The sequence below is a fragment of the Butyricicoccus sp. AM27-36 genome (genome assembly GCF_003480945.1).
Lineage (GTDB): Bacteria > Bacillota > Clostridia > Oscillospirales > Butyricicoccaceae > Agathobaculum > Agathobaculum butyriciproducens.
Genome location: NZ_QUJR01000002.1, coordinates 241,944 through 261,503, shown reverse-complemented (window position 1 = coordinate 261,503; position 19,560 = coordinate 241,944). Strand labels below are relative to the sequence as shown.

The window sequence follows — 19,560 nt, the reverse complement described above, 5'->3', positions numbered from 1 at the left end:
TTTCCTCCTGTTTGTGCTGTCTGCTGTCCTTTTTATGGCAACAAAAAAGGACAGCATCGCGTATTGCTTGCGACACTGCCCAGACGGTCGGCATTGAGACACACTTCACGGTGCATCTGATTACGGAACTCCCTGCTCCCCGGTGGTTTGCGCTCCACCTGTGTCCGTCAGTTGCAGGGAATCTGTCTGGCATTAGCATAACACATCTGCCGTTCAATATGCAACTGCCGAAAGTCACAAAAAATCCATGTGAAAAAACCGTGGAATCTGTGTAAAGTATCTTTTCAATTTACACAAAATAGGGTATAGTAAAAAAATGATACTGCGCATTATACACATATAGAATGCGGAAAACAGAGTCAGGAGGCAGACGAGTATGTTGAAGATTGGTATGCTGACCAGCGGCGGCGACTGTCAGGGTCTGAACGCGGCACTACGCGGTGTAGCGAAAACACTGTATAACGAACTGGGAGATAAAGTAACCATCTATGGTATTCGGGACGGCTACCGCGGTTTGATCGAGGGCGATTACCACGAAATGCTGCCCGAGGATTTTTCGGATATTCTGACCGTCGGCGGCACCATTCTCGGTACGTCGCGCCAGCCGTTCAAGGAAATGCGCAAGACCATCGAGGACAGCGAGGAGACCAAGCTGGATAAAATGCTGCACACGGTGAAAAAGGCAGGCTTTGACTGTCTGGTCATTCTGGGCGGCAACGGCACGCACAAGACCGCAAACCTGCTGAGCATGAAGGGCGTAAACGTGGTAACGCTGCCCAAGACGATCGACAACGATCTGTGGGGCACCGAGCTGACGTTCGGTTTCCAGTCCGCGATTGATATCGCGTCCACGGTTATTGATTCCATCCATTCCACCGCATTTTCGCACTCGCGTGTGTTCATCGTGGAGGTTATGGGACATAAAGCCGGCTGGCTGACGCTGTACGCAGGCATTGCCTCCGGCGCGGATGTCATCGTCATTCCGGAGATTCCCTACTCCGCAAAAAAGATTGCCACAGCGATCGAAAAGCGTGCCAAGGCGGGCAAACGATTCTCCATCATTGCAGTGGCTGAGGGCGCGATAAGTCAGGACGAGGCGAAAATGAGCAAAAAGGAATTCAAGGCTGCCCGCGAGGCGATGACCTATCCGTCCATCTCCTACCGCATTGCGGACGAACTCAAGGAGCTGACCGGTCAGGAGATCCGCGTTACCATTCCGGGCCATTATCAGCGCGGCGGCGCTCCCTGCCCGGCCGACCGTGTGCTGACCAGCCGGTTCGGCGTAGCGGCAGCGCAGCTTATCACGCAAAAAAAATTCGGCTATATGGTCGCGCTGCAGGATAACCATATCGTGCCGGTTCCGCTGACCGAGGTCGCAGGCAAGCTGAAAACCGTTCCGCCCGATGGCGAGCTGGTGAAGCAGGCAAGAGCGCTCGGACTGTCGATGGGCGACTGATTGCCGAATTGAGAATGGAAAATGGAGAATGGAGAATGAACGCAGCTATTTAATCCGTTCCAAAAAGGACGCATAATATGCGTCCTTTTTTCGTGCGAAAGCACATATAAAATTCCGGTTTGCTTGCAAACCGCAACTACATGACAGGATTTCGTTCAGAAATCTGAGTCATTGTCCCGTGCCGTGCACGACCGCCGTTTCACGGCGGCATTCAATCGCGTTTGCCGTGCAAATGCAAAAAAACGCAGGACATGCGCGCGCAGCGCGGACATAGCCGCGCAAGGATAGCGCCTGCGTTTTTTTACAAGAAAGGGATTTTGTGTGCCCGCCAAGGCGGACGCGCAAAATCCCGTATAGGACGTATCCGAGCCATTGGCTCGGTACGTCCCTCTCGTCCGAAAGCGTGGTTTCGGACGAATTATTTGATGGTCATAACCTGATCACGAGCAGGGCCTACGCCAAGCATGGTAATCGGGCACTCGATGATGCGCTCCAGCTCCTTGATGTAGGACTGCACGGTTGCCGGCAGTTCCTCGAAGGAACGGCAGTTGGTGATATCCTCGGTAAAGCCGTCGAACTCCTCGTAAACCGGCTCACAGTCTACCAAATCCATGAAGTTTGCCGGGAACTCGGTAACGGTCTCGCCGTTCTTCAGCTTATATGCAACACAAACCTTGAGCTTCGGCAGGCCGCGCAGCGGGTCGATCTTGTTGATGACAACATCGGTCAGACCGTTTACACGAACCGCATAGCGTGCAACGACTGCGTCGAACCAGCCGGTACGGCGCGGACGGCCGGTAACGGTACCGAACTCGCCGCCTGCATTGCGGATGTAGTCACCGGTTTCATCGAACAGCTCGGTCGGGAACGGACCCTCGCCCACACGGGTGGTGTAGGACTTGAAGATACCCATGATCTCGTTGATGGCAGTCGGGCCGACACCGGAACCGATGCAGCAGCCGCCTGCTACCGGATGAGACGAGGTAACATACGGATAGGTGCCCATGTCGAGGTCGAGCAGCGTGCCCTGTGCACCCTCGAACAGCACCTCCTTGCCGGACTTGATAGCATCATAGGTCATAACGGTGGTGTCGCGCACCATCGGACGCAGACGGTCTGCGTAAACCTTGTACTCTGCGATAACAGCGTCCGCGTCGATCGGCTCGCCGCCGTAAACGCCGGTGATCACGCGGTTCTTGCGGGCACAGGTCTCGCGGATAACCTCCTCGAAACGCTCTGCGTCTACAAAATCGTGCATGCGGATGCCGCTGCGCTCGGACTTGTCCATGTAGGTCGGGCCGATGCCCTTCTTGGTGGTGCCGATCGCGGTGCCTTCCTTGGCCTTCTCTGCCTCGCTGAGCGCATCCAGCTCAAGGTGCCACGGCATGATGCAGTGGCAGCGTGCGTCGATGAACAGCTTGTCGGTGGAAACGCCCTTCTCGTGCAGGCCGTCGATCTCGCCGAGGACAGCCTTCGGATTGACCACAACACCCGGGCCGATGACGTTGACGCACTCCGGATACAGGATGCCGGACGGAATCAGCTGCAGCTTGTACTTCTCACCGCCGGCTACAACGGTGTGACCAGCATTGTTGCCGCCCTGGCTGCGGACAACCAGATCCGCCTTGCCTGCGAAAATATCAATAAACTTACCCTTGCCTTCGTCGCCCCACTGGGCGCCGAGAATTACCTTACCTGGCATTAGGATTTCCTCCCTTTCTATCTGCAACGTGCTCTTGTCACGCAGTATACTTATAATAGGTAACAGCCATACCCTTAAAATTATAGCATACCCTTTTCTACTTTTCAATGCCGTTTTGCACGTTTTTGTCTTGTAAAAGGCGGCCCGCCGTTGTAAAATATTTTATAATAGCGGGAAGTATGGCCGCACGGCGGTCTGCCCCGATGAAGGAGTTCGTTTTTCTATGCATTATCTTGATAACGCAGCGACGACCCGCGTGCTGCCCGAAGCAGCCGAAGCGGCCGTTCACGCGATGTGCGAGGAGTTCGGCAATCCGTCCAGCCTGCACCGCATGGGTCTGGAGGCCTCGCATCTGCTCGAGGACAGCCGCAGGACGGTCGCGTCTGCGCTCGGCTGTCTGCCCGAGGAAGTATATTTCACCGCCTGCGGCACGGAGAGCACCAACATCAGCCTGCGCGGTGCCGCTCACCTCAATCGACATAAAAAGGGCCGCATCATCACGACCGAGATCGAGCACGCGGCAACCGTCAACACCGCAAAGCAGCTTGCTGCGGACGGCTTCGACGTGGTTTTCCTTGCGCCGGATGCAACCGGCCACATCACGCCCGAGGTGCTGAGCGAAGCACTGACCGAGGACACGATTCTTCTCTCCTGCCAGCTGGTCAACAACGAGATCGGCACGGTGCAGCCGGTCGAACAGCTCGGAAAGCTGCTCAAGGCCAAGGCACCCAAGGCACTGTTCCACATTGATGCCGTACAGGGTCTTTGCCGTGTACGCCTGACGCCGAAAAAATGGAACTGTGACCTGATGAGCGTTTCCGGCCACAAGATCGGCGCACCCAAGGGCATCGGTGCGCTGTATGTGAAAAAGGGCCTGCGCCTGCCTCCGCTGACGTTCGGCGGCGGTCAGGAGCGCGGGATGCGCCCGGGCACCGAGGCCGTGCCGAATATCGCAGCATTTGCCAAGGCGTGCAAGATTCGCATGGCGCATTTCGACGAGGATTACGCCCATGTGCAGGAGCTGGCCGACTACCTCAAGCAGCAGGTCAGCGCCGAGCTGCCGGATGCTGTAATGAACGGCGAAGGCGATATCCCGCATGTTGTCAATCTTTCCATGCCCGGCTGCAAGAGCGAGGTCATGCTGCATGTACTCGAGGGGGACGAGGTTTACATTTCCAGCGGCTCAGCCTGCTCCAAGGGCAAGCAGAGCGGTGTGCTCAAGGCACTCGGTCTGCCGAAGGCGCGCACGGACAGCGCGCTGCGCGTTTCGTTTGCACCGTTCAACACCAAGGAAGATGTGGATGCTTTTGTGGCAGCGGTCAAAAAGGGCGCGAAAATGTTCCGCAGATAAGCTAATTCGTAATTAGGAATTATTGCGAGGAGGTAGGGTTATGAGTAAAAAACATATTATGAACGCCGGTATCTGCTGTATCTGCACGGCCGTGATTTTCGGTCTGCACTTCTTCGTGTACGGCCGGATGCTGCTGGACAATCCTGTGCTGGTTGGCGCCGTATGCTTTATTTTTATTGCATCAGCCGCAGGCCGCACAGGCGAGGAACGGGAACCATGGTTTCCGCCTAATCATATCGTTACACGGCTTTGTCAGCTGATATTCTGCGGTATCCTCTGCACCATTCCGTACATACTGTTCACGGAACCGTATTCTCTCGACAACTGGATTTTCCTGCCGCTTTGGGCTACGTTGAGCATTATCGAGCTAAGATATCGAGAGCAAAATTCCACTGCCTATGCGGCTGCTATGGTAGCTGTTCTGTGTATTACCGGTGCATTTCTGCTGATTACCCACCCGATTACCGCATCGCAGGCGCAGAATATCGTTGAGCAGGCAGGCTACACAGACTGTGTTTACTACAAAGTCAATCCCAATAACAATACCGCGTATAAAGACGGTCGGGACAGCGAGGCTCTCTACTTTACTGCGCCCGAACCTGCGGACATGTCCGACTACTATGCCTTTTCCGCAAACAAGGATGGCGAAAAATACGGTGTTCTTGTTTCTTATTTTCGCGGAACCATTGACGAGGAACAAAAACAAGGAGTTTAATCTATATGGAATACAAAACCATCACCAAACCGAACGGCTCCGCGCAGCAGATTGCCGTTTACGACGGCAAATGCCGCTTCTGGATGGAGGGCCTTTACGACAGCCTGCCGGACACTGCCGAAAAGCGTGCGGAGGAATGCAGTCTGCCGGTCAAGATCGACCGCCGGGAGGACGGCACGGTGAGCGTCGGCACGCAGTCGCTCGTACCGTGGGAGACCGATTACGGCAAACTGGAAATCATGGCGGACGTTTACTTAAACTATCTGGCACAGGTGTTCAACCTGCCGGATGATGACTATGTAAAAACCAAGCTGGAGTTCGGCTCGGACAGCGCCGACCGCGACAGCCTGATGACCGCTGAGGAGAAGGAAATCATCAGCGCAAACGAATAAATTTACCATCAAGGAGACAATAAATGAAAGAAGTATTACTGCTCAAGTGCGGTGAGATCGTCCTCAAGGGACTCAACCGCAAAACCTTTGAGGATCGTCTGCTGAAAAACCTCAAGCGCCGCATGGCGCACGTTGCAGACTGCGAGATCACCATGCGCCAGTCGGTCGTTTATGTGGAGATTCCGGACGATGCGGACGCAGATGCGGTTATGGAGTGCGCAAGCCGCGTATTCGGCTTTGCCACCATCTCCCGCGCGGCGGTCTGCCCGGAAAAGACGCTCGAGAGCGTCATTGCGACCGCAAGGGACTACCTTGCGCCCAACTTTGCCGCGGCAAAGACGTTCAAGGTCGAGTCCAAGCGCGGCGACAAGAAATTCCCGATGACATCGACAGAGATCAGCCAGCACGTCGGCGGCGAGCTTGCTGATCTGTTCCCGGATGTTCGTCCGGACATGCACCATCCCGACCTCATCGTACACGTTGAAATGCGTGAGAAATACGCCTTTGTACACGCCGGTCCGGTTCCGGGTGCGGGCGGCATGCCGATCGGCTCGAACGGCCGTGCAGCGCTGCTGCTCTCCGGCGGCATTGACTCCCCTGTTGCCGGCTGGATGATGGCCAAGCGCGGTCTGGAACTGTGCGGCATCCACTTTTTCAGCTATCCGTATACGTCCGAGCGCGCTAAGGAGAAGGTGCTTGAGCTGGGTCGCAAGCTGACCGCATGGTGCGGCCGCATGAGCGTTATGGTCGTGCCGTTCACCCACATTCAGGAGGAGATCCGCGACAAGTGCCACGAGGAGCTGTTCACGCTCATCATGCGCCGCTTTATGATGCGCATTGCCGAGCGCGTAGCTGTTGAGTACGGCTGCGGCGCACTCATCACCGGTGAGTCGCTCGGTCAGGTTGCCAGCCAGACCATGCCCGCCATGGCCGTTACCGGCGCGGTGTGCGACCTGCCGGTGTTCCGTCCCTGCATCGGCATGGATAAGGAGGAAATTGTGACGATCGCCCGTAAGATCGACACCTTTGAGACCTCTATCCTCCCCTACGAGGACTGCTGCACCGTATTTACCCCGAAGCACCCGAATACCAAGCCGAAAATGCCGAAAATCCTCGAGGCGGAGAGCCACCTCGACGTTGAAGCACTCGTGGACGAGGCGGTTAAGGGTGTGGAGATTATTCATCTGCCGTAAACACAGGTATTCGCTATGCCGCAGGGCGGGGACACCCCGCCCTGCAATATAACCTCTATCACGTTTTTCCAAAGGAGGAAAATCCATTGAACGCAGAACTTATCGCAGTCGGCACAGAGATCCTGCTGGGCGACATCGTAAACACCGATGCACAGCTCATCTCGCAGGGTCTGTCCGAGCTGGGCATCAATGTATTCTACCAGACCGTTGTCGGTGACAATCCGGCGCGTCTCGAGCGCGTAGTCCGCGAGGCAAAGGACCGTGCTGACATCATCATCACCACCGGCGGCCTTGGCCCAACCCTTGATGATCTGACCAAGGAGACGCTGGCAACCGTTTTCGGCAAAAAGATGGTGCTGCATCAGCCGTCCATGGACCGTCTGACCGACTTTTTCAAGACCATCGGCCGCGAAATGACCAAGAACAACGAAAAGCAGGCATGGCTGCCCGAGGGCTGCACCGTATTCACCAACCTGTGGGGCACGGCGCCCGGCTGTGCGTTTGAGGCCGACGGCAAGCACGTTCTCATGCTGCCCGGCCCTCCGCGCGAGTGCAACCCGATGTGGAAGGAATGTGCAATGCCGTATCTGTACAAGCTGGCAGGCGGCTGCATCGTATCCCGCAACATCCGCGTATTCGGTCTCGGCGAAAGCAACATGGAGAATATCCTGCACGACATGATGGAAAAAAGCGCAAACCCGACCATCGCGCCGTATGCCCGCACCTCGGAGTGCTTCGCGCGCGTTACCGCCAAGGCGGACACCCCGGCAGAATGCGAGAAGCTGCTCGATCCGGTCGTTGACGAAATCCTGAAGCTGCTCGGTGACGATGTTTACGGCGTAGACGTTGACTCTCTCGAGCAGGTAGTCGGCGACGGCCTGCGCGAGCGCAAGCTGACCCTTGCGGTAGCCGAAAGCTGCACCGGCGGTCTGCTGTCCAAACGTCTGACCGACATCCCGGGCGCATCCGATTACTACCTCGGCGGTGTGTGCTCGTACAGCAACAGCGTCAAGGAAAAGGTGCTCGGCGTGAAGAAGGAGACCCTCGACACGGTCGGCGCGGTATCTCCCGAAACCGCAGAGCAGATGGCAGTCGGCGTTGCAAATGCGCTCGGCTCGGATATCGGCGTAGGCATCACCGGCATTGCCGGCCCGGGCGGCGGCACCGAGGACAAGCCGACCGGTCTGGTCTATATCAGCGTTTGGTACGACGGCAAGTTCTTTACCCGCAAAATGCAGTCCTCGCTCGGCCGCGACCGCGTGCGCATGCAGGCTGCTTCTACTGCGCTTGATCTCATCCGCCGCCACATTTTCTGAACAAATTTATATCGAATTGTACGTTATTTTGTCATTTCCACTCAAATGATGTGGAAAGCAAACAAAATTTCTGTAAAGAAAGTCCAGTAATTGTGCTAAATTGCTGGACTTTTCTATTTATGTGATGTATACTATATCTAACTAAAGTGAGGGTATTCCGCCAAAATTCTGTCGAAGTACACAAACTGTTGGAAAATATTCGTATTTTCCTTCATTTGGCGGCTGTAAAGGGAGAGATGCTGTATGAAGAAAAAATCCGCAGCACCCGCCGTGGAAAAGCGAAGCGAGCTTTTCTATTCCGGCCGGGATTGTCGCGCGTTCGATTACATGGGAGCCCACCCTTTCGTGCAGGATGGTGAACAGGGTTATCTGTTCCGTGTTTATGCACCGGAGGCCGAAAAAGTTTCCGTCATGGGTGAGTTCAACGACTGGAATCGCGACGCCGATTATATGACGCGCGATGAACAGGGTATCTGGGAGAAATTTATTCCGAATATTCCGGAATATGCCGCGTACAAGTATAGTGTATGGGCTAAGTCCGGCGATGTGTTTGACAAGTCCGACCCGTACGGCTTCCATTTCGAGACCCGTCCGGGCAACGCCACCAAGGCGTATGACCTCGACGGCTACGAATGGGGCGACGCCTCGTGGCTGGACTGGCGCAAAAAGCACCTGCCGTATTCCAATCCGGTCAACATCTACGAATGCCACCTTGGCTCGTGGAAGATGCACGAGGACGGCAACTTCTACTCCTACCGCCAGCTGGCGGACGAGCTTGTGCCGTATGTCAAGGAAATGGGCTACACCCACATCGAGTTTATGCCGCTGACCGAGTATCCGTTCGACGGCTCGTGGGGCTATCAGGTAATTGGCTACTTTGCCGCCACAAGCCGCTACGGCACGCCGAAGGATCTGATGTACCTGATCGACAAGGCGCATCAGGCCGGTCTGGGCATTATCATGGACTGGGTTCCGGCGCACTTCCCGAAGGACGGCTGCGGACTGGTCGAGTTTGACGGCTCGCACCTGTACGAATACGCCGATCCGCTCAAGATGGAGCACAAGGAATGGGGCACGCGCGTATTCGACTACGGCAAGGTCTCCACGAGAAACCTGCTGTTCTCCTCCGCGATGTTCTGGATCGAGAAATTCCACATGGACGGCCTGCGTGTGGACGCGGTCGCTTCCATGCTGTATCTGGACTACAACCGGCAGGGCGAATGGCGGCCGAACGTCCACGGCGGACGCGAAAATCTGGAGGCCGTTGACTTCCTGCGGCTGCTCAACGAGTACATCCTGACCGATCATCCGGACGTTATGATGATCGCCGAGGAGTCCACCGCATGGCCGATGGTGACCAAGCCGGGTTACGACGGCGGTCTGGGCTTCAACTTCAAGTGGAACATGGGCTGGATGAACGACATGCTGTGCTACTGCTCGGCGGACCCGTTCTTCCGCAAGGACATGCACGACAAGATCACCTTCTCGTTCATGTACGCCTTTTCCGAAAACTACATTCTGCCGCTCTCGCACGATGAGGTCGTGCACGGCAAGTGCTCGCTCATCAGCAAGATGCCGCCTCCGTACGAAAATCAGTTCGGCGGTCTGCGCGCGCTGTACGGCTACATGGCCGCACACCCGGGCAAGAAGATGCTGTTCATGGGCGGCGAGTTTGCACAATTCTCCGAATGGGCGTACCAGCGCGGACTGGACTGGATGCTGCTGGATTATCCGGCGCACCGCCAGATGCAGGCGTACGTCAAGGCGCTCAATCACTTCTACCTTGCTACTCCGCAGCTGTGGGAGCAGGATACCGACTGGCGCGGCTTTGAGTGGATCAGCCATGAGGACAACCGCAACAACATCATCGCCTTCCGCCGTATGGCGAAGGACGGCTCGGATATCGTAGTCGTTGTCAACTTCTCTCCGGAGGAGCAGCAGGAATACCGCATCGGTGTTCCGATCACCGGCACTTATGAAGAGATATTCACCTCGGACAAGACCGAGTTCGGCGGCAGCGGCATGGCAAACGGCAAGCTCAAGACCGAAAACAAGCCCATGCACGGTCAGGAACAGTCCATTGTTCTGAAGATTCCGCGCTTCGGCGTGCTGTTCTTCAAGGGCAAGGCAAGAGCCAAGCGCCGCACCAAGGCAGAGATCGAGGCCGCAAAAGCCGCGGCTGCCAAGAAACCGGTAAAGCGCACCCGCTCGACCAAGGCAGTTGCGAAATCCGGCACCAAGGCAGTTGCCCGCACAACCGAGAAGGCCGTAGCCAAGACCGGCTCCAAATCCGTTGCAAAGACCACTGAAAAGGCGGTGGCACGCACCGGAACCAAGGCAGTTGCGAAAACCACCGAAAAGGCGGTGGCACGCACCGGAACCAAGGCAGTTGCGAAAACCACCGAAAAAGCGGTTTCCGTACCGACAGACAAGGCAGTAACCGCAACCGGCGGTTCTAAATAAGCAAGCGCAAGTTTGCTGCAAAAGAGATACACAGAGGGGATACGCCAGACGGCGTATAGATCGCAGCGATGCAAACTGTGAAAAAGGAGAATTTACATGTATCGGAAAAAAGAATGCGTAGCCATGCTGCTCGCAGGCGGCCGCGGCAGCCGTTTGTATGTGCTGACCAAAAAGGTCGCTAAGCCTGCCGTACCGTTCGGCGGTAAGTACCGTATTATCGACTTCCCGCTTTCCAACTGCGTCAACTCCGGCATTGATACTGTCGGCGTGCTGACTCAGTACGAGCCGCATGTGCTCAACGCTTACATCGGTTCCGGCCAGACGTGGGACCTCGACCGCCTGCGCGGCGGCGTCTATGTTCTGCCGCCGTACGAGAGTAAAAAGACCGAGTGGTACAAGGGCACCGCAAACGCCATCTACCAGAACATTCAGTTCCTGGAAGATTACGATCCCGAGTACGTCCTCATTCTTTCGGGCGACCACATCTACAAGATGGACTACAACAAGATGCTCCAGCAGCACAAGGAGACCGGCGCAGACGCGACCATCGCGGTGCTGGACGTTCCGCTTTCCGAGGCTTCCCGTTTCGGCATCATGAACTGCAAGCCGGACGGCACCATCTACGAATTCGAGGAGAAGCCGAAGGAGCCGAAGTCCACGCTGGCTTCCATGGGCATCTACATTTTCACCTGGAAAAAGCTGAAGGAATACCTCATCAATGACGAGGCCAACGAGCAGTCCTCCAACGACTTCGGCAAGGATATCATTCCGGCGATGCTGAATAACGGCGAAAAGCTGGTTTCCTACCGCTTCAAGGGCTACTGGAAGGACGTAGGCACCATCGAGAGCCTGTGGGAAGCAAACATGGACCTGCTCTCTCCGAACTCCGGCCTGCAGCTTTCCGATGACAGCTGGAAGATCTACGGCCGCACCACCGGTTCGCCTCCGCATTTCACCTCCAAGCAGGCTAAGGTTACCCATACCCTGCTCTCCGAGGGCTGTGAGATCTACGGCGACGTTTCCGAGTCCGTCCTGTTCTCGGATGTTACGATCGGCAAGGGTGCCAAGGTGGAATATTCCATCCTGATGCCGGGTGCTGTGGTTGAGGAAGGCGCGACCGTGCGCTACTCCATCGTAGCCGAAAAGGCCGTTATCGCCAAGGGCGCGGAAGTCGGCGGCAGTCCGTCCGACAGCGACGTAGACAACTGGGGCGTTGCGGTAGTAGCCGAAGGCGTTCGCATCGGCAGCGGCGCAAAGCTGGCCGCTAAGGAAATGGCAGACAAGGATCTGCCGGACGTAAAGTAAGGGGGCGGCACAAACATGAACAGCGTTTTAGGCATGATCATTGCATTTGATACCGACAACGATCTCCGCGAGATCACCGAGCACCGCACGGTCGGTGCGGTACAGTGGGGCGGCCGGTATCGCATTATCGACTTTATGCTTTCCAATATGGTAAACAGCGGCATTTACCGCGTGGGCGTACTGATGAAGGACAAGTACCAGTCCCTGATCGACCACATCGGCAACGCCAAGGACTGGGATCTTTCCCGCAAGAACAGCGGCGTAACCATGCTGCCGCCGTACTCCTACTCCAAGAAGGCGTCTCCGCTGGTAACCGGCGAGTACCGCGGCAAGATCGACGCACTGGCCGGTGCGGTTGACTTCCTGCAGAAGAACCGTGCAGACTATGTAGTCGTAGCGGACGGCGACATTGTTGCCAATGTACCGCTCGACGACGTTATCGACCGCCACATCAAGTCCGGCGCAGACCTGACCATGGTATGCACCAAGAAGCAGAAGGATTCCCCATTTACCACCTATGTGGAGCTGAACCGCAAGAAGGAAGCCGTTGACATCCGCGTTGGAGACTGCAACGAGGGCAAGTGCAAGCATGCGGCACTCGGCATTTACGTCATGAGCCGCCAGTACCTTATCCACATGCTGTCCGACTGCGTAACCCATAACTGCATCCACTTCGAGCGCGAGTTCCTCACCCGTGCCCTGATGGACGGCACGGTAGCCGGCTACCTGTTCAACGAGTACGCCGTCAAGGTCGAGGACACCTTCGACTACTACCGCTCCAACATGGACATGCTCGACAAGGATGTCCGCAACGAGGTATTCAAGCGCACCCGTCCGATCCTGACCCGCATCAAGGACGAGGCTCCGACCTACTACGGCGATGAAGCCGACGTAGAGGACTGCCTCATCGCCGACGGCTGCCGCATTGAGGGCAAGGTAAAGAACTCCGTCCTGTTCCGCGACGTTGTGATTGAAAAGGGCGCCGAGGTCAATAACTGCATCATCATGGAAGGCGGACGCATTCTGACCGAGGCTTCGCTCCGTCATGTCATCACCGACCGCAATGTTATTATCCGTGATGGTCGCACGATGATGGGACACGAAAATTATCCGATCACCATCGCAAAAAACGCAACCGTTTGATCCTTTTCTGTTAAATCCGCATAAACTTCTGTTTAGAAGTTGCTATCACAGCAAAAACGCATTTTCCGCAGCGCAAATGTTCGTGAAATATTGCTATATTACATTCAGACAGAAACGAGTATAATAAAATTACAACGGGTGCGGAAACGGTCAGCGCTGTTTCCGCACTCTCTGTTGGGGAGGCTCGGCTTTATGAAAATCATGTATGTTACCAGCGAATGCGCTCCGTTCATCAAAACCGGCGGATTGGGCGATGTAGCAGGTTCGCTCCCGCAGGCACTCGCTGCCAAGGGACATGACGTGCGTGTATTCTGCCCGCTGTATTCTGCGATCGACCAGAGTATGCGCGAAAAGTTCTATTACATCAAAAACGCTTACGTCCGTCTGGGCTGGCGCAACCAGTACTGCGGTATCTTCCGCTATGAGGCGGACGGCGTTACCTATTATTTCATCGATAATGAGTATTACTTCGCACGCGGCCAGATCTACGGCGAGTACGACGACGCAGAGCGCTTCGCGTACTACTCCAAGGCGGTACTCGAGGTACTGCCCGATCTGGACTGGAAGCCGGATGTGATCAACTGCAACGACTGGCAGACTGCCCTCGTTCCGGTTTATTACAACCTGATGTTCGCTTCCCGTCCGTTCTACGAGAATATCAAGACCGTGTTCACCATCCACAACATCCAGTATCAGGGCCGCTATGGCCGTGAGATCCTGGAGTATGTGCTCGGTATTGACGACGCACACTTCCGCTCCGGCTTTATGGCGATGGACGGTGACGTCAACCTGATGAAGGCTGCTATCGTAGCTTCCACGGCTGTCACCACGGTTTCACCGACCTATGCCAACGAAATTCAGACCGAATACTACGGCTACCGTCTGGATTCCGTGCTGCGCATGAACAGCTACAAGCTGCACGGCATCCTGAACGGCATCAACATGGATGCCTTCAATCCGGAGACCGACAGCAAGATCTTCAAGAACTATGGTCCGAACAACCCGCAGGATAAGCTGGTCAACAAGACCGAGCTTTTGAAGCTCTGCGGCCTTGAGGGCGATGCAAACACGCCGGTTATCGGCATTGTCACCCGCTTTGTTGACCAGAAGGGACTCGACCTCGTCGAAGCAGTCCTGCCAGATATTCTGGCGGATGATGTTCGTCTGATCGTGCTCGGCACCGGTGACTACCGCTATGAGCAGATGTTCATCGAGGCAAAGCGCCGCTGGCCGGATAAGGTTTCCGCGTCCATCATGTTCTCCGGCGATCTGGCAAACCGCATTTACGCAGGCGCCGATATGTTCCTGATGCCGTCCAAGTTTGAGCCGTGCGGTCTGGCACAGATGATCGCACTGCGCTACGGCACCATTCCGATCGTCCGCGAGACCGGCGGCCTCAAGGACACCGTTCACGCCTTTGTCGATTATGCCGGCACGGGCAACGGCTTCACCTTTGCAAGCTACAACGCGCACGACATGCTGCACGTTATCCGCGAGGCCTGCGGCGTATTCCGCTTTAACAAGCCTGCGTGGAGCAAGCTGATTATGCAGGGTATGCAGAGCGACTTCAGCTGGGGCAGCTCTGCCGATAAATATATCGAGGTTTACAAGACCGCGATGGGTCAGTAACCGACCTGTCAGCCCGACCCGTCACCCGATTTGAGGGAATACGGTGACGGTAACTGGTGATTCCGTAATTTTCATCCCATTGAAATCTACGGCACCCTTAGAGGTGCTGACGAGTGATACGGCAGCCGCATCGCTCAGCAGTACCTCCAAGGCAGTCCCGCGCGGTTCAGCGGCGAGGGATTGTCGAGCAAATTTTGCGTCCTGACGAGGCGCGGGTTTGCAGCAATACTTTGTGTATTGCAAAAAGCCGCAACGAAATCAGGGCACAAAATTTCCGACAAGCACCGCCGATGCAACCGCGTGGGACTGCCTACCAAAATTATGTGAGGAGATAAGAAAGACCATGCCAAAGACCCAGTACACAAAGACCGCTTTGAAAGAAGCCATTGCAGGTAAACTGCAGCGACATTTTGCCTGCGAGGTAGAGGACGCTACCAAGGATCAGGTATACGAAGCTTGTGCCCTCGTAGTGCGCGATGCACTGACCGAGCACATGATCGAGACCCAGAATGAGGTAGAGCAAGACGGAGAACGTCAGGTACATTACCTGTGCATGGAATTTCTTGTCGGCCGCAGCCTGCGCAACAACGCCTACAACCTCGGTATGCTAGACGCTCTGACCGCAGCCCTCAAGGACATGGGCTTCGAGATGGCGGACATCTTCGAGGAGGAAGCTGATCCCGGTCTGGGCAACGGCGGTCTTGGCCGTCTGGCTGCCTGCTACATGGACGGCATGGCGACCGACGGCGTACGCGGCACCGGCTACTCCATCCGCTACGAGCACGGCATTTTCAAGCAGAAGATCGTAGAAGGCCAGCAGGTCGAGCTGCCGGATTCCTGGCTGTCTACCGGCGAGGTTTGGCAGATTCCGGCAATGGATGAGACCCGCGAGGTCAAGATCGGCGGCACGGTTGACACCTACTTCGATGATAACGGCAAGCTGGTTGTCAACTACCACGATTACACGCCGGTTCTGGCAGTTCCGTATGATATGCCGATCTCCGGCTACGGCACCAACAACATCGCGCGTCTGCGCCTGTGGAAGGCACAGAGCCCGATCGCACTGGACATGAAGCTGTTCTCCTCCGGTGAGTATCTGAAGGCACTGGAGAAGCACGCGCTGGCGGAGACTATCTCCATGGTCCTCTATCCGGAGGATAACCACCGCGAGGGTCAGTCCCTGCGTCTCAAGCAGCAGTACTTCCTGGTTTCCGCAACCCTGCAGGACATCTGTGCAAAGCACAAGGCCAAGTACGGCACGCTTGAGAACTTCGCGCACAAGCACGTTCTGCACATCAACGATACGCACCCGACCCTGGTTATTCCGGAGCTGATGCGCATCCTGATGGACGAAAACGACATGAGCTGGGAGCAGGCCTGGAACATCACCAGCCAGTCCGTCGCTTACACCAACCACACCGTTATGCCCGAGGCACTCGAGTGCTGGCCGGTATCGCTCGTTCAGGAGCTGATGCCGCGTATTATGCAGATCATCTACGAAATCAACGAGCGCTTCTGCAAGGAGCTGTGGAACTACTTCCCGAACGACTTCCAGAAGATCTCCAAGCTGGCTATCGTTGCCGACGATACCGTCCGCATGGCGCATCTGGCTATCGCAGGCTCGTTCTCTATTAACGGCGTATCCGCGCTGCACTCTGAGATCCTCAAGGAGCGTGTATTCACCGATTTCTACAAGATCTACTCCTCCAAGTTCTGCAACGTCACCAACGGCATTGCACACCGCCGCTGGCTGTGTGAGGCCAACCCGGAGCTGGCTGAGCTGATCGAGAGCAAGATCGGCACCGGCTACCGCACCCATCCGTCCGAACTGCAGGTTCTGAACAACTATGCAGACGACAAGGAGCTGCTCAACAAGCTGGGCGAGATCAAGCGCCACAACAAGCAGCGTCTGGCGGACTATATCAAGGAGCACAACGGCATCGAAGTCAACATGGACTCCATCTTCGACGTACAGGTTAAACGTCTGCACGAGTACAAGCGCCAGATGCTCAACATTCTGCACATCATCAGCCTGTATCACAAGCTGAAGGACAATCCGGATATGGATTTCGTTCCGCGCACCTTTATCTTCGGCTCCAAGGCCGCACCGGGCTACGCAGTAGCAAAGAAGACCATCCAGCTGATCAACTCTATCTCCAAGATGATCGACAACGATCCGGCAGTACGCGACAAGCTGAAGGTCGTATTCCTCGAGGACTACAAGGTATCTCTGGCTGAGATTATCATGCCGGCCGCCGAGGTTTCCGAGCAGATCTCCATCGCCGGCAAGGAAGCATCCGGTACCGGCAACATGAAGTTCATGATGAACGGTGCTCTGACCATCGGTACGATGGACGGCGCAAACGTCGAGATCTGCGAGGCAGTTGGCAAGGAGAACATCTTCATCTTCGGCATGGAGACGCCCGAGGCTGAGGCACTGGCCGCTTCCGGCAGCTACGAGCCGATGGTCATCTACCAGAACGATCCGGTGATCCGCCGCGTGCTCGATCAGATGATCCACGGCTTCGGTGACGGCGTGGACTACACCGATATTGCCAACCTGCTTCTGCACGGCGGCAACGGCGGCCCGGCTGACCGCTATATGAGCCTGAAGGACTTCGCATCTTACGCTGAAGCACAGGAGCGCGTAAGCCAGACTTACCGCGATCAGGATCAGTGGAACCGCATGGCTCTGATCAACATTGCAAACTCCGGCCGCTTTGCAGCGGACCGCTCGATCGCTGAGTATGCACAGAATATCTGGAGAGTTAAGACCAACTTCGCCTTCTAAGGCTTCGCCTTCGATAGAAAGGACGTAACCGTCCTTTCTATCGAGAAACGCCCTTGCCAGGCAAGCCTGTAAGGGCTATTGCAGAGAAATCCCCCGAAAACTTCCCGGTTTTCGGGTGATTTCTCTGTTTGTTAAAAAAGGCAGGCACATGTCCTGCCTTTTTTGTCGCGCAATGCGCTCCTTTTCATATGCGAACAAGGTTCGCAATTTTCCATTCTCATTTTTCCATTTTCTTCACTCTCCACTCTCCAATCTCAACTCTGTATTCGGGTAGTAATGTGCAAGTATCTCGGTATAATCATATCCCTGCTCCGCCATATATTTAGCACCGTACTGCGACAGACCAACACCGTGTCCGTATCCGATGGTGTGAAACGTAATACTGTCCTCGGTGGTTGTGATGGTGAAATTCGTGGACTGCAGGCCGAACAGCGCCCGCACTGCGGTTCCCTCGACGGTCACGCCGCCGAGCTTCACGGTTTTCACGCCGCCAGCCGCCGAGCGCACCGAAGACGCAAACCAGCGGTCGGGCTTGCCGCTCACATCCGCTTTGGGCAGAGTCTGCGCGACCTTTTCGCGGAACGCATCCGCCGTTAGTGTCACCGCGCTCTCGTATCCGGCGTACTGCGTGCCGCCCGGACTTACCACGCTCTGCAGATACGGAATATCCTCGCCCCAGACATCGGCGGCAGACTCGGTCTTCGGACCGCTGACGCAGTGGAACACGGCCGCAATCGGTGCACCGTCGCAGGTCAGGATCTGCCCTGCCGTGTCCTTGACCGCCTTGCGTATCCGCGAATAGCCGACACTGAACGTCTTGACCGCGTCCGGCTGATATGCCGCACAATGGCTGTAATCGTCACAGACATCCGCATCCGGATGCTCTGCCGGCCGTCCTCTCGACTGCTTATACACCGCATACGTCCGCGCTGCGACCGCCTGTGCGCGGATGGCTTCAACCGGAAAATCGTCCGCAATCTCTGCCGCCGTTACGCCTTCCACATAGGTCTCCAGCGGCATTTCCTGCGCCTTGCCGTTCACCAGAACCGTGATGTCCGAACCGCCTGTCGCTGCCGCTGTGACGCTTTCTGAGGGTGTCTGCGGCTCTGTCTTGTCCGTTTCCGCTGGGTAAAATACCGGCAGCAAATACAGCACCAGCACCAGCCCGACACCGGTCAGCAGCAGTCTGTGCATGGTATCTCCTCCTTCCCTCTCTACCACAATGTATGATGCGGATTTTTGGAATATAACACAAAATATAGTTTTTCATTGACAACTCATACTTTATGTTGTATTATAAGGGACATAAAGAATCGAACATTTGTTCGTATATCGTAAGGAGGGGCCGCCATGAAATTGTGTGAGATGGCACAGGAATACCGTGTAAATGTCGCTCTGCTGGAGCTGCGTATCAAGCAGCTTCAGGCGGCACAGAAGCGTACGCGTCAGCCGGAGGTGCGCTACCGGCTCAAACAGCGCGCAAAATTCCTGCAGACGCTGATCAACGAGAGCCGTCAGACCGTATTCCTGATGGAGCACTACCACGACCACAGCGAAGAAGGTGACGCGCATGCGGACTGTCGCGCTGTCTGAGCACACAGCGACACGGCTGGCCTACCGGCAGTATCTCGGTCTGCTCGCGGAGGACGACCGCGGCTTCCGGCAGGCATTCCGCACGGCCTTCTTCCGGGCCATGCGCGAGCAGCTGACACCGCGGCAGTACGAGGTGCTGTGGATGATCGAGGTGGAGGGATTATCCTGCAAGCAGTGCGCCGAACGGCTTGGGATCAGTCCATCGGCGGTATCGCGGCACTGCTCCCGCGGCAAAAAGCGGCTGCGGACGCTGCTTGCGTACAATCTGGAGCTGAGACATCAGTATTTTTCTTAGCTGCAAGCGAAAACCGGCACATACAGAGGTTTTTCTCCTTATGTGCCGGTTTTGTTTGTTTGATTGCCGAATCGAGATCGAACACTTGCGAAGCAAACTAAATCCTGCCTGCAAGGCGCGATTTTTCTTCACATTTCGATTGAAAGCGTGGTTTTTATCGAGAGGCGGCTCGGAAAACGTTAGTTTTTCGACAGTCTCAAAAAAGAGCGGTCTCCC

The 19,560-nt window shown here is 55.9% G+C and carries 15 protein-coding genes and 1 riboswitch; of the genes, 13 read left to right on the top strand and 2 right to left on the bottom strand.

Annotated features, from left to right (window positions below; genetic code table 11):
• Positions 1-70: 70 nt before the first annotated feature.
• A riboswitch (ZMP/ZTP riboswitch) is annotated at positions 71-185 on the bottom strand.
• 191 nt (positions 186-376) lie between these two features.
• Positions 377-1,456 carry a 6-phosphofructokinase gene (locus DW724_RS04860; protein WP_118760828.1) on the top strand — a complete coding sequence of 360 codons (1,080 nt, stop codon included), beginning with the start codon at positions 377-379 and terminating at the stop codon, positions 1,454-1,456.
• Positions 1,457-1,874: 418 nt separating this feature from the next.
• Here the strand turns inward: DW724_RS04860 and DW724_RS04855 are convergent, their stop codons facing one another.
• Positions 1,875-3,158, bottom strand: coding sequence for an adenylosuccinate synthase (locus DW724_RS04855; RefSeq protein WP_118760827.1), 1,284 nt, complete (start codon positions 3,156-3,158; stop codon positions 1,875-1,877).
• 223 nt (positions 3,159-3,381) lie between these two features.
• Between DW724_RS04855 and DW724_RS04850 the strand changes: the two genes are divergently transcribed.
• The 10 genes from DW724_RS04850 to DW724_RS04805 all read left to right on the top strand — a co-directional run bounded on the left by DW724_RS04850 (position 3,382) and on the right by DW724_RS04805 (position 17,456).
• Positions 3,382-4,509, top strand: a complete 1,128-nt coding sequence (locus tag DW724_RS04850; RefSeq protein ID WP_118760826.1) for a cysteine desulfurase family protein — start codon at positions 3,382-3,384, stop codon at positions 4,507-4,509.
• Positions 4,510-4,549: 40 nt separating this feature from the next.
• Positions 4,550-5,224: a hypothetical protein gene (locus DW724_RS04845; protein WP_118760825.1), complete on the top strand. Its 675-nt coding sequence runs from the start codon at positions 4,550-4,552 to the stop codon at positions 5,222-5,224.
• A 5-nt stretch (positions 5,225-5,229) separates the two neighbouring features.
• The gene (locus DW724_RS04840) at positions 5,230-5,616 is read left to right on the top strand and encodes a hypothetical protein (protein WP_118760824.1); all 387 of its coding nucleotides are present in this window, start codon (positions 5,230-5,232) and stop codon (positions 5,614-5,616) included.
• A 23-nt stretch (positions 5,617-5,639) separates the two neighbouring features.
• The gene (gene thiI, locus DW724_RS04835; protein ID WP_118760823.1) at positions 5,640-6,809 is read left to right on the top strand and encodes a tRNA uracil 4-sulfurtransferase ThiI; all 1,170 of its coding nucleotides are present in this window, start codon (positions 5,640-5,642) and stop codon (positions 6,807-6,809) included.
• Between the two features lie 86 nt (positions 6,810-6,895).
• Complete coding sequence (locus DW724_RS04830; RefSeq protein ID WP_117751043.1) at positions 6,896-8,125, top strand: competence/damage-inducible protein A; 1,230 nt, start codon at positions 6,896-6,898, stop codon at positions 8,123-8,125.
• A 243-nt stretch (positions 8,126-8,368) separates the two neighbouring features.
• Complete coding sequence (glgB, locus tag DW724_RS04825) at positions 8,369-10,588, top strand: 1,4-alpha-glucan branching protein GlgB (RefSeq protein ID WP_118760822.1); 2,220 nt, start codon at positions 8,369-8,371, stop codon at positions 10,586-10,588.
• A 96-nt stretch (positions 10,589-10,684) separates the two neighbouring features.
• Positions 10,685-11,893 carry a glucose-1-phosphate adenylyltransferase gene (locus DW724_RS04820; RefSeq protein WP_118760821.1) on the top strand — a complete coding sequence of 403 codons (1,209 nt, stop codon included), beginning with the start codon at positions 10,685-10,687 and terminating at the stop codon, positions 11,891-11,893.
• 15 nt (positions 11,894-11,908) lie between these two features.
• Positions 11,909-13,036 carry a glucose-1-phosphate adenylyltransferase subunit GlgD gene (glgD, locus tag DW724_RS04815; protein ID WP_118760820.1) on the top strand — a complete coding sequence of 376 codons (1,128 nt, stop codon included), beginning with the start codon at positions 11,909-11,911 and terminating at the stop codon, positions 13,034-13,036.
• Between the two features lie 192 nt (positions 13,037-13,228).
• A complete protein-coding gene (gene glgA / locus DW724_RS04810) occupies positions 13,229-14,665 on the top strand; it encodes a glycogen synthase GlgA (RefSeq protein ID WP_118760819.1) in 1,437 nt (478 codons plus the stop codon).
• Positions 14,666-15,008: 343 nt separating this feature from the next.
• Positions 15,009-17,456: a glycogen/starch/alpha-glucan phosphorylase gene (locus DW724_RS04805; protein WP_118760818.1), complete on the top strand. Its 2,448-nt coding sequence runs from the start codon at positions 15,009-15,011 to the stop codon at positions 17,454-17,456.
• 234 nt (positions 17,457-17,690) lie between these two features.
• Here the strand turns inward: DW724_RS04805 and spoIID are convergent, their stop codons facing one another.
• Positions 17,691-18,650: a stage II sporulation protein D gene (gene spoIID, locus DW724_RS04800; protein ID WP_118760817.1), complete on the bottom strand. Its 960-nt coding sequence runs from the start codon at positions 18,648-18,650 to the stop codon at positions 17,691-17,693.
• 156 nt (positions 18,651-18,806) lie between these two features.
• Between spoIID and DW724_RS04795 the strand changes: the two genes are divergently transcribed.
• Together DW724_RS04795 and DW724_RS04790 are read left to right on the top strand one after the other, a co-directional pair.
• The gene (locus DW724_RS04795) at positions 18,807-19,049 is read left to right on the top strand and encodes a hypothetical protein (protein ID WP_118359956.1); all 243 of its coding nucleotides are present in this window, start codon (positions 18,807-18,809) and stop codon (positions 19,047-19,049) included.
• Positions 19,027-19,344, top strand: a complete 318-nt coding sequence (locus tag DW724_RS04790; RefSeq protein ID WP_110435333.1) for an RNA polymerase sigma factor — start codon at positions 19,027-19,029, stop codon at positions 19,342-19,344. The genes DW724_RS04795 and DW724_RS04790 overlap by 23 nt, the downstream gene beginning before the upstream one ends.
• Positions 19,345-19,560: the final 216 nt, after the last annotated feature.

What these genes read in the sequence shown, in the direction of transcription:
- spoIID (WP_118760817.1), bottom strand. Translation starts at nt 18,650, where the DNA reads ATGCACAGACTGCTGCTGACCGGTGTCGGGCTGGTGCTGGTGCTGTAT.
- glgA (WP_118760819.1), top strand. Translation starts at nt 13,229, where the DNA reads ATGAAAATCATGTATGTTACCAGCGAATGCGCTCCGTTCATCAAAACC.
- DW724_RS04805 (WP_118760818.1), top strand. Translation starts at nt 15,009, where the DNA reads ATGCCAAAGACCCAGTACACAAAGACCGCTTTGAAAGAAGCCATTGCA.
- DW724_RS04850 (WP_118760826.1), top strand. Translation starts at nt 3,382, where the DNA reads ATGCATTATCTTGATAACGCAGCGACGACCCGCGTGCTGCCCGAAGCA.
- glgD (WP_118760820.1), top strand. Translation starts at nt 11,909, where the DNA reads ATGAACAGCGTTTTAGGCATGATCATTGCATTTGATACCGACAACGAT.
- DW724_RS04795 (WP_118359956.1), top strand. Translation starts at nt 18,807, where the DNA reads ATGAAATTGTGTGAGATGGCACAGGAATACCGTGTAAATGTCGCTCTG.
- DW724_RS04820 (WP_118760821.1), top strand. Translation starts at nt 10,685, where the DNA reads ATGTATCGGAAAAAAGAATGCGTAGCCATGCTGCTCGCAGGCGGCCGC.
- DW724_RS04845 (WP_118760825.1), top strand. Translation starts at nt 4,550, where the DNA reads ATGAGTAAAAAACATATTATGAACGCCGGTATCTGCTGTATCTGCACG.
- DW724_RS04855 (WP_118760827.1), bottom strand. Translation starts at nt 3,158, where the DNA reads ATGCCAGGTAAGGTAATTCTCGGCGCCCAGTGGGGCGACGAAGGCAAG.
- DW724_RS04860 (WP_118760828.1), top strand. Translation starts at nt 377, where the DNA reads ATGTTGAAGATTGGTATGCTGACCAGCGGCGGCGACTGTCAGGGTCTG.
- DW724_RS04790 (WP_110435333.1), top strand. Translation starts at nt 19,027, where the DNA reads ATGCGGACTGTCGCGCTGTCTGAGCACACAGCGACACGGCTGGCCTAC.
- thiI (WP_118760823.1), top strand. Translation starts at nt 5,640, where the DNA reads ATGAAAGAAGTATTACTGCTCAAGTGCGGTGAGATCGTCCTCAAGGGA.
- DW724_RS04840 (WP_118760824.1), top strand. Translation starts at nt 5,230, where the DNA reads ATGGAATACAAAACCATCACCAAACCGAACGGCTCCGCGCAGCAGATT.
- glgB (WP_118760822.1), top strand. Translation starts at nt 8,369, where the DNA reads ATGAAGAAAAAATCCGCAGCACCCGCCGTGGAAAAGCGAAGCGAGCTT.